We start from the raw sequence: 14,747 nt of genomic DNA on the forward strand, positions 1-14,747 counted from the left end.
CGGCAGTTCCGTGGTTCGGCTGGCTGCGTTCGGTGGTCTCGCCGGCCACGTCCGACGCGCCCGGGGAACACGCCCTCGATCGGACGAGATACGGCGTCAGACCCGCGTATGACGATTGGGCAAAGATAAATAGGCCCGGGTCGCAACGGAACCACATAATGGACTCTATCGTAGAGGACGCGATCGACGAAGCCGAAGAGTCTCCCGACGAGGAGACCGGCGGGTTCGACGACGGGTCCGAGGACGGTGGCTCGGCCGGAGGCCCTCCACAGACCGGCATGATGACCGACGACGAGCTACAGGACGTCCTTCGGGACCTGCAGACGAACATTACGGTGGTCGGCTGCGGCGGTGCCGGCGGCAACACCGTCAACCGGATGACCGAGGAGGGGATCCGCGGCGCGAAGCTCGTCGCGGCGAATACGGACGTCCAGCATCTCGTGAACATCGAGGCGGACACGAAGATCCTGATGGGCCAGCAGAAGACGCAGGGGCGCGGTGCCGGGTCGCTCCCGCAGGTCGGCGAGGAGGCCGCCATCGAGTCCCAAGAGGAGATCCAGGACGCCATCGACGGCTCCGACATGGTGTTCGTCACCGCCGGGCTCGGCGGCGGTACCGGAACCGGCTCCGCGCCGGTCGTCGCGAAGGCCGCCCGCGAGTCCGGCGCGCTTACCATCGCCATCGTCACGACGCCGTTCACCGCCGAGGGCGAGGTGCGCCGGACGAACGCCGAGGCCGGATTGGAGCGCCTGCGTGACGTCTCCGACACCGTCATCGTCGTCCCCAACGACCGCCTGCTCGACGCGGTCGGCAAGCTCCCGGTCCGCCAGGCGTTCAAGGTGTCCGACGAGGTGCTGATGCGCTCGGTGAAAGGCATCACCGAGCTCATCACCAAGCCCGGCCTCGTCAACCTCGACTTCGCCGACGTCCGCACCGTGATGGAGAAAGGCGGCGTGGCGATGATCGGCCTCGGGGAGTCCGACTCCGACTCGAAGGCGCAGGACTCGGTGAAATCCGCCCTGCGCTCGCCGCTTCTCGACGTCGACATCTCCGGCGCGAACTCCGCGCTGGTGAACGTCACCGGCGGGACGGACATGTCGATCGAGGAGGCCGAGGGCGTCGTCGAGGAGATCTACGACCGGATCGACCCCGACGCCCGGATCATCTGGGGTACTTCCGTCGACGAGGAGCTGGAGGGTCAGATGCGCACCATGATCGTCGTCACCGGCGTCGACTCCCCGCAGATCTACGGCCGGACCGAGGCCGAACGCGAGCAGGCCGCCCAGCAGATGGAGGACATCGACTACGTCGAGTAGTCGCTGCCGCGTTCCCGCTCCGCCCGGCTTCGACGTCGCGTCGATCGCTCCCCGCTCGCTCTCCGACCGTTCCCGCCTGTCCTGCCCGTTTCCGCTCGCCATCCAACCGTTCCCGACCCCCCGCTGTCCGCCACCCCGCCTCCACGATGTCGACGCGCGCACTCACCACCGACGCCGATGCCGACGCCGTCCCGAGCGTCGACGCTCCCGAACCGGACACGGACCGCGGCGTGTCGAGTGCGGTCGGCGTCCCGGCGATCGCGTTCGCGGCGACAGTTCTCACGATGATCGGTGTCGGCGTGCTTTCCGGCGACCCGGTCACGTGGCACGACGCTCCGCGAGCGGTCTCCAACGGGGCGACCGCGGCCGGGGCCGCCGGCGGGTTGCGGTGGCTGTTCGGTCGCGGCGGTTCGGAGTAGCGTCTCACGAGCGACGACGAGCAGTGTGGTCGGAACGGTCGCGAACGACCGCGGTGGTCACGCCGGGGCGGATCCCGTCACGGCGTCGAGGCGGAGAGTTCGAAGAGCGGGCGGATGGGGCCTTGCGTTCGCGTCAGTCGTGGGCGGGGGCCGACAGCCCCCGCGATCCGTCGAGCGCGACGAGGATCGACGTCGCTCGCGGCGTCGCCCGGTACATCCGCCACTTGCCCTCTTTTCGGCGCGTCACGAGTCCGGCGTCGGTGAGCTTCGAGAGGGCGTGGCTGATCGCGCTGTCGCTCACGTCCAGCAGCGGCGAGAGCTCGCACACGCAGAGCTCGTCGTCCGCGGCGTGAAGCATCCGGACGATCTTGTACCGGGTCTCGTTGCTCAACGCCGACAGCAGTTCGACGTCCGAGTCGACCGCCGGGCCGCTGGCGGCGGCGTCCAGCTCCTGCAGTTCGGCCAGCCACTCGTCGACGTCCTCCTGCCCACAACTGCCGCACTCGTCGCTGATGTAGCGCCGCAATCGATCGGTCGATGACATACGAAACGATTGAACGGACGTGAGATTAAGCGTTGTGGACCCCCTCGCGTCGTTTTCCGTGATATCTCCGAATGTTTCAGCAACCATTGAAACGACGACGACACGGACACGCGCTTCGACGGCTGCCGAATCGGTACGCTCGATCCCTCGCTGAATCCCTCGCGACGATCGAAGCGCTTATGAGTACAAATGAATGAATACTCAAATGAACTCGGACCCGTCTCCGAGGCGAGCACGCACCGTGAGGAACGGTTACCGAAGTGACACACGAAACACGAACCCATCATGACGCAACTCAAACTGTACGAAGAGGCGATGTGCTGTTCCACCGGCGTCTGCGGTCCTGACCCGGACGACGAGCTGGTGGAAGTGAGCGCCGCGCTCGACCAGCTCGAGGAGGCGGTGGACGACGTCGAGGTCGCCCGCGCGAACATGCAACACGACATCGACGAGTTCCTCGACACCCAGCGGATCTACGACATGGTCCAGGAGAACGGGCCGTCGATCCTTCCCATCACCGTCGTCGACGGCGAGATCGTCGCCACGGAGGAGTACCTCTCGTACGACGAGATGGTGGCGAGCGTCGAGAAACGGCTGCACGCACAGGAGGCCTGAGATGTCGAACACGGACCTTCGAACGCGGACGGACGCGCGCGAGATCATCGAGCCGAGCGGCGAGGAGACGGAGTTCGTCTTCTTCAGCGGCAAGGGCGGCGTCGGCAAGAGCACGGTGAGCTGTGCGACGGCGACGTGGCTGGCGGACAACGGCTACGAGACCCTTCTAGTGACGACCGACCCCGCGCCGAACCTCTCGGACATCTTCGAGCAGGAGATCGGTCACGAGGTCACCGGGATCGACGACGTCGACGGGCTCTCGGCGATCGAGATCGACCCCGACGTCGCCGCCGAGGAGTACCGCCAGGAGACGATCGAGCCGATGCGCGCGCTGCTCGACGACGAGCAGATCGAGACGGTCGAAGAGCAGCTCAACAGTCCCTGTATCGAGGAGATAGCTGCCTTCGACAACTTCGTCGACTTCATGGACAGCCCGGAGTACGACGTGGTCGTCTTCGACACCGCGCCGACCGGGCACACGATCCGACTGATGGAGCTGCCGTCCGACTGGAACGCCGAACTCGAGAAGGGCGGGTCGACGTGTATCGGTCCCGCCTCGTCGATGGAGGACCGCAAGAAGGAGTACGAGCGCGCCATCGACACGCTCCAGGACGGCGAGCGGACGTCGTTCGCGTTCGTCGGCAAGCCCGAGGACTCCTCGATCGACGAGATCGAACGCAGCGCGAGCGATCTGGGCGAGCTGGGGATCGAATCGCAGTTGCTTATCATCAACGGCTACCTCCCGGAAGCGGTGTGTGAGGACCCCTTCTTCGAGGGGAAACGCGAGGACGAGCAGGCGGTCATCGAGCGGGCGACGGCGGAGTTCGAAGCCGACGCGATGGCGACGTACCCGCTGCAGCCCGGCGAGATCGCCGGCCTCGACCTGCTCGCCGACGTCGGCGGCGTGCTGTACGACGGCGCAGAGGCCACCGTCGACGTCGAGGCAACGGCCGGCTCCGCGTCGGCGGTCGACGCCGAGAACGCGGCCGACTCGGCGGCGCTCGATTTCGAGTCGATGACGGACCCCGACGCAGTCGTAGAACAGCTCGAACCCGGCGAGGAGACCCGGTATCTCTTCTTCACCGGGAAGGGCGGCGTCGGCAAGAGCACGATCGCGTCGACGGCGGCGACGAAGCTCGCGGAGGCGGGCCACGAGACGCTCGTCGTCACCACGGACCCGGCCGCACACCTCGAGGACATCTTCGGGGAGCCGGTCGGTCACGAGCCGACGTCGGTGGGGCAGGCGAACCTCGACGCGGCCCGCATCGACCAGGAGAAGGCGCTCGAGGAGTACCGCCAGCAGGTCCTCGACCACGTCACGGAGATGTACGAGAACAAGGAGGACACGCAGATAGACGTCGACGCCGCGATCGCGAACGTCGAGGAGGAGCTGGAGTCGCCGTGTGCCGAGGAGATGGCGGCGTTAGAGAAGTTCGTGAGCTACTTCGAGGCGGACGGCTACGACGTGGTCGTCTTCGACACCGCCCCGACCGGGCACACGCTCCGCCTCCTGGAGCTCCCCTCCGACTGGAAGGGGTTCATGGACCTCGGCTCGCTGACGAAGGGCGCTGCCCCGGCGAAGGGCGACAAGTACGACGACGTCATCGAGACGATGAAAGACCCCGACAGGAGCACGTTCGCGTTCGTGATGTACCCCGAGTACACGCCGATGATGGAGGCGTACCGGGCCGCCGAGGACCTCAACGACCAGGTCGGCATCGAGACGTCGCTGGTCGTCGCCAACTACCTCCTTCCGGCGGAGTACGGGGACAACGCGTTCTTCGAGAACCGTCGCGCCCAGCAGGCGACGTATCTCGACGCGATCCGCGACCGGTTCGACGCGCCGCTGATGCTGGCCCCGCTCCGCCGCGAGGAGCCGATCGGGCTCGACGAGCTGAGTGCGTTCGGCGACGAGATCCCCGGGCTGGCCGATCTCGCCCGGAAGCGAACGCCGGAGGTGACCTCCTCGTGAGCGACGCACACGCCTCCGGGCAGGGCGTCGCCGCGGACGTCGAGCCGAAGCTGCGGGCGTTCCTCGAGGCGATCAAGCGCTCGGAGACGTACCGCGAGTTCGTCGAGGCCGACGAGCAGCTACAGGACGACCCGGACGCGCTGGCCCTGCTTCGGGAGTACCAGCAGAAGCGAATGGGGATGCAGCGCGGCGGCTTCGACGAGTCGGCGATGGCGGAGCTCCGCGATCTCCGGCAGGAGATGGACGACGACGAGACGCTGCGGCGACATCGGGCGGCACAGGAGGCGTTGGTGGAGCTGCTCCAGGAGACGAACGACGTCATCAGCGAGGAGATCGGTCGCGAGTTCGCGCAGTCGACCGGAGGTGGGTGCTGTTGAGCTCCCCCGACGAGACGGTCGACGGCGCGGGCGACTCCGCCGACCCGGTCGACGGCGCGGGCGACTCCGCCGACCCGGTCGACGGCGCGGGCGACTCCGCCGACCCGGTCGACGAACCGGCGGACCTCTCGGACGAGGACGTCATCGCGGCCGCCGAGGCGCTTGGTGCGGAGCTTGCGGCGGCCCAGGAGGAGAGCTCGCCGTTCCAGTTCACCTCGATCCTGATGCAGTGTAACCAGGCGATCACCAACGAGACGGGGATCGACTACGGCAACGCCTGCGGTGCGGGCGGGAGCTGCTGAGAGCTCCGACGTCGCGGCAGTACGGTCTCGCCTCGAGACATCTCCCCCGTTGCACCCGTCGCGCCTCGCCTCACGGACCTCTCGAACCACCACGACTGTCCCAACAATGACTCGTATACGAACGCTGAACGCGGACTCGGACGCCAGACGCGACCGCCTGGTCGAGACGACGCTCGACCTGATCGCGGTCGACACGCGGAACCCGCCGGGCGGGACGCGCGAGGCCATCGAGTGGATCGAACGCTACGTCTCGGCGCTCGGCCTCTCGCCCGTGCGGGTCGCGAGCGACGAGTCGAAGCCCAACGTCGTCGTCACGCTGCCGGGCGAGCGGGCGTGGACGCTTCTGTATCAGGGGCACGTCGACACCGTCCCGTTCGACCGGGAGGCGTGGTCGGTCGACCCGCTCGGCGAACGCGTCGGCGACCGGATCTACGGCCGCGGCGCGACCGACATGAAGGGCGCGGTGGCGGCGATGCTCGAGACGCTGCGCGCGTTCGCGACCGCGGACGAGCGGCCGCCGGTCACCCTCCAGTTCGCGTTCGTGAGCGACGAGGAGACGGGCGGCGACGCCGGCATCGACGCGGTGCTCGAGGCGGACGCGATACCGGCCGACGCAGCGGTCGTCGGCGAGACGACGTCGACGGCGGAGCGCCACTCGGTCGCGGTCGCCGATAAGGGGCGGGTGTGGCTGACGCTCGAGGCGACGGGGGAGTCCGCTCACGGCTCCCGGCCGATGGTCGGTCGCAACGCCGTCGACCGGCTGTACGAGGTCGTCACCGGCTGCCGGGAGACGATCACCGGACTGGACCTGTCGTATCCCGAGGAAGTCGGCCGGATCGTCGACGAGTCGATCGAGTACTACGAGGCGCATCCGGCCGGCCGGGAGCTGGACCCGCGGGAGCTGTTCGACCACCCAACGGTGAACCTGGGTCGGCTGGACGGCGGGTCGACGGTGAACAGCGTTCCGGGCTCTGCGACGGCGGCGCTCGACGTGCGCGTGACGCCGGGGGCCTCCGCGGAGGGGATGTTCGAGCGGTTCGAGCGCTGTATTCGCGCCCGCGAGGACGTCGAGATCGCCGACGTCTCGTTCGTGAACGGGACGTACGTCGACCCCGACCACCCGATCGTGCGGACGGTCGTCGACACCGGCCGCGAGCTCACCGGACGGCGCGTGCTTCGGCACTGCGCGACCGGCGGCGGGGACGCGAAGAAGCTCCGCGCGGCCGGCGTCCCGGCGGTGGAGTGTGCGGTCGGCAGCGACACGGCTCACGCCGTCGACGAGTACGTCCCGATCGACGCGCTCGAGCGCACGACGGAGTGGTACCTCCGGCTTCCGGACGCGCTCGCGGCCGTCGGGATCGGTGCGGGCAACGAGGTGGACGGTGATGGAGAGAGCGATGACCGTCTGCTCGACGTGGACGGCGACGCGTAGGGGGTTGCGGTGTCGGCCCCGCATCAAAAGGTAAAAACCGTCTCGTCACGAAGCGGCTCGTAACATGGACGTTCCGTACGACCTCAACAGCTACATTCGGGTGCTGAAGCTGGCGAGCACGCCGAGCACCGACGAGTTCCTTCAGGTGTCGAAGATCGCCGGTGCCGGCATCATTCTCGTCGGGTTCATCGGCTTCCTGATCTTTGCGATCATGAGCCTCCTGCCGGGGGTCGGCGCGTAATGCCGATCTACTCGGTCAAAACGACCGCGAGCCAGGAGCGCACCGTCGCCGACATGCTCGCCGAAAAGGAGATGCCGGAGATCCACGCCGTCATCGCGCCCGACCAGCTCACGAGCTACGTGATGGTCGAGGCGTCCGACGGCAACGTGTTTGCCCGCGTGCTCGACGAGATCCCGCACGCCCGCGGCGTCATCGAGGGTTCCGACGGCCCCGCCGAGAGTCCCTTCTCGGAGGTCGAACACTTCCTCTCGCCGACGCCCGACGTCGAGGGGATCGCCGAGGGCGACATCGTCGAGCTGATCGCCGGTCCGTTTAAAGGCGAGAAAGCGCGCGTCCAGCGCATCGACGAGGGGAAAGACCAGGTGACCGTGGAGCTGTACGAGGCGACCGTGCCGATCCCCGTGACGGTCCGTGGCGACCAGATCCGCGTCCTCGACTCCGACGAACGGTAGCCGCTTTTCATCTCGGTTTTGCAACCGGTCACGATTTTCACGAGTGTTACCGATCGATCACCGACCGAACACCGGTCGTGAGCGTGAACTATATGGCACCCCGACCGGTATCGTGTGACGAATGAACGTATCACGGCTGCGGGATCGTATCACTAATCCCACATTACAGGAGCTTTTCGGCTTCGTCCTCGTCGCGATGATCGGCGTGTTGGCACTCGATCTGGTCCGACGCGTCGTCGTCGGCGAGCTCGCGCCGTCACAGCTCTCGTCGCTTCTGTGGAACGGTTTCGTCGACTCGCTGTACATCGGGTTGGCGGCGATCGGACTGTCGATGACGTACAGCATTCTTCGATTCGCCAACTTCGCACACGGCGAGCTGTTGACGGTCGGAGCGTTCGGCGGATGGACGGTCGCGTACCTTCTCGGCGGGATCGGCGCAGCGGGACTCGGGAGCCGTCTCCTGCTCGACGCCGACGGCGGCGCACAGGCAGGGGCGCTGGAGATGAGCGTTCTCGGCTCGCCGCTAGCGATCGTGGTCGGCGTCGTCGCGGCCGCGGTCGTCACCATCCTGATCGCCTTGGCGATCGACCGGGTCGTCTATAAGAAGCTCCGTGAGGCTGGCGGGATCACGCTGCTCATCGCGAGCGTCGGCGTCGCGTTGGCGCTTCGGTACATCATCGCGATCGTGTACACTCAGGACACCCGAGGCGTCGTCGCGTCGGCCCCGTTCTGGGAGCCGGCGTGGCTCCCGATCGAGCGGGTGAATCTCCACGAAATCACCCTCGTGGTCTCCGCGCTCGTGTTGATCGTCGCCGTGCATCTACTCTTACAGTACACGAAGCTCGGCAAGTCGATGCGGGCGATGTCGGACAATCGCGACCTCGCGATGGTGACCGGCATCTCCACCGAGCGCGTGATCACGGCGACGTGGATCATCGGGTCGGGGCTTGCCGGCGTCGCCGGCTATCTGATCGTGTTGGACCGCTCGCAGATCACGATCAACCTCGGCTGGTTCCTCCTCCTTCTGGTGTTCGCGGCGGTGATCCTCGGCGGCATCGGGTCGATATACGGCGCGCTCGCCGGATCGCTCGTCATCGGGGTCACGATCAATCTCTCGTTGGTCTGGATTCCCTCGGACCTCAACGAGGTCGCCGCGTTCACGCTGATGATCCTCGTACTGATCTTCAAACCGGACGGGCTGTTCGGAGGTGTTGAAACGGCATGACCGACGATAGTGAACGCGGGGATCCCGGTGACGCCACCGACCGAGACGCCACCGACCGAGACGCCACCGACCGAGACGCCACCGACCGAGACGCCACCGACCGAGACGCCACCGACCGAGACGCCACCGACCGAGACGCCACCGACCGAGACGCCACCGACCGAGACGCCACCGACCGAGACGCCACCGACCGAGACGACTCCGATACCGTCGGCGGCGCTGCCGACATCGACAGAGACGACGGCGAGGTCGGGGTCGTCGGTGGACTCTTGGACCGGGTCGGTGTACTCGTCGATACGGAGTCGTTCGGCTGGAAGCGCGACCTGCTTCTCATCGTCGTGGCGATGCTCGTGACGTACGTCGCGTTCGGACTGCTCGGGGTCCTCACCGGCGTGTCGGTGAACGAGACGGTCGGATTCTTGCAGACGGTGACGTTTTTCGCGGCGGTGTTCGCGCTGCTCACGCTCGCGTTGAACCTCCACTGGGGGTACACCGGGCTGTTCAACATCGGCGTCGCCGGCTTCATGGCGGTCGGCGTGTACACGATGGCGATCCTCACCGCGGATCCGACCGGCACTCCGGCCGGATTCGGCCTGCCGATCCCCGTCGGCGTGGTCGGCGGGACGATCGCGGCCGGCCTCGTCGGCGCGGTGATCGCGTTGCCCGCGCTGCGGGTCCGGGCGGACTACTTCGCGATCATCACGCTCGGATTCTCGGAGATCGTTCGGCTGTCGATCACGTCGGGCACGCTCCGGCAGATCGAGGTCGGCGAACGGGTCTATGGGACCGGCGGTGGCAGCGGGATCCGCTACACGCCGGTCGACACCGTCGTGCCGTGGCTGCTCGAGTTCTCCGTGATCGCGATGGTCGGTGACGTGTTGTACGGGATCGGCGAACTCGTCGGCGTCTCCCAGTCGATCGTCAACCGACTGTTGTACGCGCTCGTGATCATTACGTTCGTGCTGCTTTTTTACCTCCTGCTGTACCGGATCGCTCGCTCGCCGTTCGGACGCGTGCTCAAGGCGATCCGGGAGGACGAGATCGTCGCGCGGTCGCTGGGCAAAAACACGCAGCTGGCGAAGATCAAGGTGTTCACCCTCGGCTGTGCGCTGATGGGGCTCGCCGGCATCCTCTGGATCGGGAGCCGGTCGCTCGTGACCCCCGAGAGCTTCATGCCGATCGTGACGTTCTACATCTTCGTCGCGCTGATCGTCGGGGGCTCGGGGTCGAACACCGGCAGCGTGCTCGGCGGCTTCGTCTTCGCCGCGTTCCTCTGGGAGGGACCGCGGTTCGTCCGGACGATCCTCCGTTCGAACCTCGACATCCGGTCGCCACAGACGATCTACGATGCGTTCGTCGAACTTGCCGCGCTCGACCCGATGCCGCTCGTGGGGTATCTCGTCGGGAGCCTCGACGAGATCCGGTGGGTGATCATCGGCGTCGTGCTCGTGATTCTCATGATCTACCGTCCCGAGGGACTGCTGGGCGACCGCAAGGAGATCGCCGCCGCGACGGATCTCTCGCGGCGCACCGGAGGTGAGTCCGATGAGTAGCTCGCCGGGCGTCGACGAACCGACCGAGACGGCGACGGCAGGGGCATCGGGCGACGCGATCGACGCGGACGACCCGGTCCTGCAGGTCAACGGACTCGAGAAACGGTTCGGCGGTATCGTCGCGGTCGACGGCGCGAGCTTCACGGTCGAGCGCGGATCGATAACCGGGCTGATCGGACCGAACGGGGCCGGGAAGTCGACGACGTTCAACTGCATCACCGGCGTTCACCGACCTGACGGCGGCTCCGTCGTGTTCGACGGCGACGACATCACCGGTGAGAGCCCCGAGCGGATCGCAAACCGGGGGCTCGTTCGGACGTTCCAGATCGCCCGCGAGCTGCCCGAGATGACGGTGTTAGAGAACGTGATGCTCGGTCCGAAAGGCCAGCTCGGCGAGTCGCTGTGGCGGTCGGTCGCGCCGGTCGCTCGCGACGAGGTCGTCGAACAGGAGGAAGAGCTTCGCGAGCGGGCCTGGGAGACGCTGGAGTTCTTCGAGATCGACCACCTCGCCGAGGAGTACGCCGGAACGCTGTCCGGCGGCCAGCGGAAGCTGCTCGAGCTTGCCCGCGCGCTCTCGACGGATCCGGAGATGCTGCTTTTGGACGAGCCGATGGCGGGCGTGAACCCGTCGCTCGAAACGAAGCTGCTCGACCGGATCCACGACCTCCGCGAGGAGGGGTACAGTTTCCTGTTGGTCGAACACGATATGGACGTGATCATGGAACACTGCGAACGCGTGGTCGTGATGCATCAGGGCGAAGTGCTGGCACGCGGACCGCCCGCGGAGATCAAGCGGAACGAGCAGGTGATCGAGGCGTACCTCGGGGGTGATATCTGATGGCGCTGCTCGACGTCGCCGATCTCGATGCGGGGTACGGCGACCTCCAGATCCTCGAGGGAGTCGACCTCGCCGTCGACGACGGCGAGTACGTCACGATCGTCGGGCCAAACGGGGCAGGAAAATCGACGGTGATGAAGTCGATCTTCGGGCTGACGACGTTCATGGGCGGGACGATAACGTTCGACGGCGAGGAGATAAGCAACCGTCGACCCGAAGATATCATCCGAACCGGGATCGGCTACGTCCCGCAGAGCGACAACGTGTTCCCGTCGCTGTCGGTGATGGAGAATCTCGAGATGGGCGCGTACATCCTCGACGACGTTCCACAGGAGCGCGTTCGCCGGGTGTTCGACCGATTCCCGATCCTCGAAGAGCGGAAAACGCAGAAGGCGGGCACGATGAGTGGCGGTCAACAACAGATGCTCGCGATGGGACGGGCGCTGATGCTCGATCCCGACCTCCTGATGCTCGACGAGCCGAGTGCCGGACTCGCGCCCGACTTGGTCGACGAGATGTTCGACCGCATCGACACGATCAACGACGACGGCACCGCGATCCTGATGGTCGAACAGAACGCCAAGGAGGCGCTCCGGCGGTGTGACCGCGGATACGTGCTCGTGCAGGGACAGAACCGATACGAGGACGCCGGGGACGCGCTGCTCGCGAACGAACAGGTGCGACAGGACTTCCTCGGCGGGTAGTCGGACGCGCGTTTTGAAAAATTCGCAGTCTGCTCCGAGATCGCTCGGTGACCGTCCGGTCCGGCTACAGCTCGAACTGTTCGGTGACGGTGTAGCCGTCCATGTCGAACTCGAAGATGTCGAACGTCGCCGCGTCAAGATCGCCGTTCTCGTCGAAGACGATTTCGCTGGACGCGCCCTGATACTGGATCTCCTCGCCGTCGGCGGCCATCTCGAGGCCGTCCGCGAGCGTCGACGGCGTGACGACCTCACCGCCGGGGTTGGCCACCTCGCGGACCTCGTCGGCGACCGCGGGGCCCGAGAGCTCGTCGGCCCGGAACTGTGCGAGCAGGTGGACGGCGGTCGCGTCGTACGCTTGGGCGTTGAACACGCCGGGATCCCGACCGTACTCCGCCTCGTACAGCTCGTCGAACGTCTCGCGGTCCGGACCGACCGCGGCGGGCGCGGTGCCGATCACGTTCTCCATGGGGTTGTCGACGTCGCCCGGGAGGGAGTTGCTCTGCATCCCGTCGGCGACCATCACGACCGTGTCGTCGGCGTCGAAGTTCTCGTAGAAGTCCCGGAAGATCTGCTCGCCGCTGTCCGGGTAGCCGACGACGTACAGCAGGTCGGGATCGTCGCCGAGGACGACCTCCAGCTCGGAGTCGTACGACGGCTGCTCGGCCTCGAACGCTGACTCCTCGAACACCTCGCCGCCGACGTCCTCGAAGTTCGCGACGAACGAGTCGTTGAGCCCCTCCCCGTAGTCGTTGTTGAGGTAGAACGTCGACGCCGTCTCGAGTCCACGATCCTCGTACGCGAGGTTCGCCGCGGCGACGCCCTGGAGGGCGTCGGTCGGGCACGTCCGCAGCAGGTATCGACCCTCGATGTCGGTGATGTCCGGCGACGTACTCGCCGGGGAGATCCCGACGACCTCCTCCGGCAGGTAGATGTCCTGTGCGACGGCGATCGTCACGCCGGACGAGGCCGCACCCGTGATCGACGGATAGCCGGCGTCGACGAGCGCCTGCGCGCGCTCGATCCCGACTTCCGGCTCCGTCTCCGTGTCCTCCCGCCGAATGTCGATCTCGTACGGGACGCCCTCGTCTTCGAGCTGGAGGCCCGGGAGCGCACCGGCGTCCTGGATCGGCGATCCGAGATCGCCGAGGTCGCCGGTCGCCGGCTGGAGCACGCCGACCATTGCGTCCGCCTCGCCGTTGTCGTCGTCGGCACAGCCCGCGATTCCGGCGGTCACACCCGCGGCTCCGAGACCCTTCAGGACCGTTCGTCTGTTGAGCTTGTGAGACATACTCAGGCGATCGACGGAACGGCACATATATAATGGCTTCGCTGGACCGGCAACCGATCGGGGTGAATCGGCTCCGAACCGCGCAGTCCAGCCCGGTTACGCTTCCGGGATCGACAGATCGACTGCCGGTTTTTGCCTCCGAACGTACCGCGACTCGACTCGGGCGCGGACGGGCCCGGAGACGCTTCCGTTGCTCCACCCGTCCCGAATCACCGTTCCGTTGCTCCACCCGTCCCGGATCACCAGCACTCCGGAGCGCACGCATCTTATATTCGTCCACCGGCAAACGCGGGTATCGATGGCCACCCGGGAGGCACTCTGGAACTACCGCAACGAGTTCGGCGACGCGTTCGGACGGACGTACTTCCGCCGGTTCGGTCCGGGCGTGATCTCCAGCGTCGGGCTGGGGACGTATCTCGGTGCTCCGACCGACGCGGTCGACGACGCCTATCGGACGGCCGTCGATCTCGCGCTCCGGTCGGGAGTCAACGTCGTCGACACGGCGGTCAACTACCGGTGTGGCCGGTCGGAGCGAATCGTCGGCGAGGCGGTCCGCGAGTCGGCGGTCGACCGCGACGCGGTCGTCGTCGCGACCAAGGGCGGGTTTCTCCCGTTCGACGGCCGCCGTCCGGACGACCCGGCCGCGTACGTCCGCGAGCGGTTTCTCGACGCCGGGATCGTGGGTCTCGACGACCTCGTCGCCGGGAGCCATTGTCTCACTCCCGAGTACGTGGAGTGGTCCCTCGACCGGTCGCTCGAGCGGCTCGGACTCGAGACGATCGACTGCTACTACCTCCATAACCCCGAGACGCAGCTGGCCGAGCGCGATCGACCGGCCGTCTACGACGCGATCGAGTCCGCGTTCGAGCGACTGGAGCGTCGGCGTCTGGCGGGCGACATCGGTCGGTACGGCGTCGCGACGTGGGACGGCTTCCGGGTCTCACCCGACGCGGAACGATACCTTTCGCTGCCCGAGGTGCTCGTGCGGGCGGAGGCGGCAGGGCGGGCCGTCGGCCCGGACGACGACCACGGGTTCGAGGCGATCCAGCTTCCGTTCAACGTCGTCATGGCTGACGCGTTCACGCGAGCGAACCAGCAGCCCGGTCGGCCGGTCCGCGACGGCGAATCGGGGGTGGCCGCGGCGACCGATACCGCGGCGTCGACGCTGGAGTTCGCCCACGAGTCCGGGATCTCGGTGTTCACGAGCGCGAGCATCGCGCAGGGTGAGCTCGCGACATCGGGTGCGATTCCCGACGCGGTCGACGCCGAACTCGCCGGCGAGACGCCCGCACAGCGCGCGCTCAACTTCGCGCGGAGCGCGCCGGGCGTCACCTGTTCGCTCGTCGGTGCGAGCGACGTCGAACACGTCCGCGAGAACGTCGCCGCTGGCACCTTCGATCCGCTCGGTGCGGGTGCGTTCGACGCGATCTTCGAGTGAACGGACGGGCGAGAAGGAGATCGTTCGTGGG

Annotated in this window: 16 protein-coding genes; 14 read left to right on the forward strand and 2 right to left on the reverse strand. The window is 67.0% G+C overall.

Annotated elements, in window-relative coordinates; translation table 11 throughout:
• The first annotated feature begins 158 nt into the window (after positions 1-158).
• A complete protein-coding gene (gene ftsZ / locus ACYQ0R_RS00305) occupies positions 159-1,316 on the forward strand; it encodes a cell division protein FtsZ (protein WP_459820327.1) in 1,158 nt (385 codons plus the stop codon).
• Between the two features lie 146 nt (positions 1,317-1,462).
• Complete coding sequence (locus ACYQ0R_RS00310; RefSeq protein ID WP_459820328.1) at positions 1,463-1,735, forward strand: hypothetical protein; 273 nt, start codon at positions 1,463-1,465, stop codon at positions 1,733-1,735.
• 133 nt (positions 1,736-1,868) lie between these two features.
• Here the strand turns inward: ACYQ0R_RS00310 and ACYQ0R_RS00315 are convergent, their stop codons facing one another.
• Positions 1,869-2,279 (reverse strand): ArsR/SmtB family transcription factor, encoded by a 411-nt coding sequence (locus tag ACYQ0R_RS00315; RefSeq protein ID WP_459820329.1) that lies wholly within the window; start codon positions 2,277-2,279, stop codon positions 1,869-1,871.
• A gap of 285 nt (positions 2,280-2,564) precedes the next feature.
• On the opposite strand from ACYQ0R_RS00315, the gene arsD reads away from it, so the two are divergent.
• The 11 genes from arsD to ACYQ0R_RS00370 all read left to right on the forward strand — a co-directional run bounded on the left by arsD (position 2,565) and on the right by ACYQ0R_RS00370 (position 11,990).
• A complete protein-coding gene (arsD, locus tag ACYQ0R_RS00320; RefSeq protein WP_459820330.1) occupies positions 2,565-2,894 on the forward strand; it encodes an arsenite efflux transporter metallochaperone ArsD in 330 nt (109 codons plus the stop codon).
• A 1-nt stretch (position 2,895) separates the two neighbouring features.
• Positions 2,896-4,866 carry an arsenical pump-driving ATPase gene (gene arsA / locus ACYQ0R_RS00325; protein WP_459820331.1) on the forward strand — a complete coding sequence of 657 codons (1,971 nt, stop codon included), beginning with the start codon at positions 2,896-2,898 and terminating at the stop codon, positions 4,864-4,866.
• Positions 4,863-5,243, forward strand: a complete 381-nt coding sequence (hcsL, locus tag ACYQ0R_RS00330; RefSeq protein ID WP_459820332.1) for a halo-CC-star protein HcsL — start codon at positions 4,863-4,865, stop codon at positions 5,241-5,243. The genes arsA and hcsL overlap by 4 nt, the downstream gene beginning before the upstream one ends.
• A gap of 143 nt (positions 5,244-5,386) precedes the next feature.
• Positions 5,387-5,545, forward strand: coding sequence for a halo-CC-star protein HcsS (gene hcsS, locus ACYQ0R_RS00335; RefSeq protein WP_459825621.1), 159 nt, complete (start codon positions 5,387-5,389; stop codon positions 5,543-5,545).
• Positions 5,546-5,651: 106 nt separating this feature from the next.
• Complete coding sequence (locus tag ACYQ0R_RS00340) at positions 5,652-6,977, forward strand: M20 family metallopeptidase (RefSeq protein ID WP_459820333.1); 1,326 nt, start codon at positions 5,652-5,654, stop codon at positions 6,975-6,977.
• Positions 6,978-7,041: 64 nt separating this feature from the next.
• Positions 7,042-7,218: a protein translocase SEC61 complex subunit gamma gene (locus tag ACYQ0R_RS00345; protein ID WP_007998465.1), complete on the forward strand. Its 177-nt coding sequence runs from the start codon at positions 7,042-7,044 to the stop codon at positions 7,216-7,218.
• Complete coding sequence (locus ACYQ0R_RS00350; RefSeq protein WP_459820334.1) at positions 7,218-7,670, forward strand: transcription elongation factor Spt5; 453 nt, start codon at positions 7,218-7,220, stop codon at positions 7,668-7,670. The genes ACYQ0R_RS00345 and ACYQ0R_RS00350 overlap by 1 nt, the downstream gene beginning before the upstream one ends.
• A gap of 121 nt (positions 7,671-7,791) precedes the next feature.
• Positions 7,792-8,895 (forward strand): branched-chain amino acid ABC transporter permease, encoded by a 1,104-nt coding sequence (locus ACYQ0R_RS00355; protein WP_459820335.1) that lies wholly within the window; start codon positions 7,792-7,794, stop codon positions 8,893-8,895.
• Complete coding sequence (locus ACYQ0R_RS00360; RefSeq protein ID WP_459820336.1) at positions 8,892-10,448, forward strand: branched-chain amino acid ABC transporter permease; 1,557 nt, start codon at positions 8,892-8,894, stop codon at positions 10,446-10,448. Before ACYQ0R_RS00355 ends, ACYQ0R_RS00360 begins: the two co-directional genes overlap by 4 nt.
• On the forward strand, positions 10,441-11,286 hold the full coding sequence (locus ACYQ0R_RS00365; protein WP_459820337.1) for an ABC transporter ATP-binding protein: 846 nt from the start codon (positions 10,441-10,443) through the stop codon (positions 11,284-11,286). The genes ACYQ0R_RS00360 and ACYQ0R_RS00365 overlap by 8 nt, the downstream gene beginning before the upstream one ends.
• Positions 11,286-11,990 (forward strand): ABC transporter ATP-binding protein, encoded by a 705-nt coding sequence (locus tag ACYQ0R_RS00370; protein WP_459820338.1) that lies wholly within the window; start codon positions 11,286-11,288, stop codon positions 11,988-11,990. The genes ACYQ0R_RS00365 and ACYQ0R_RS00370 overlap by 1 nt, the downstream gene beginning before the upstream one ends.
• A 64-nt stretch (positions 11,991-12,054) precedes the next feature.
• On the opposite strand, the gene ACYQ0R_RS00375 is transcribed toward ACYQ0R_RS00370, so the two are convergent.
• Complete coding sequence (locus ACYQ0R_RS00375; protein ID WP_459820339.1) at positions 12,055-13,278, reverse strand: ABC transporter substrate-binding protein; 1,224 nt, start codon at positions 13,276-13,278, stop codon at positions 12,055-12,057.
• A 298-nt stretch (positions 13,279-13,576) separates the two neighbouring features.
• Between ACYQ0R_RS00375 and ACYQ0R_RS00380 the strand changes: the two genes are divergently transcribed.
• Positions 13,577-14,716: an aldo/keto reductase gene (locus ACYQ0R_RS00380; protein ID WP_459820341.1), complete on the forward strand. Its 1,140-nt coding sequence runs from the start codon at positions 13,577-13,579 to the stop codon at positions 14,714-14,716.
• The last annotated feature ends 31 nt before the right edge of the window (positions 14,717-14,747 follow it).

The sequence above is a fragment of the Halorubrum luteum genome, assembly GCF_054652935.1.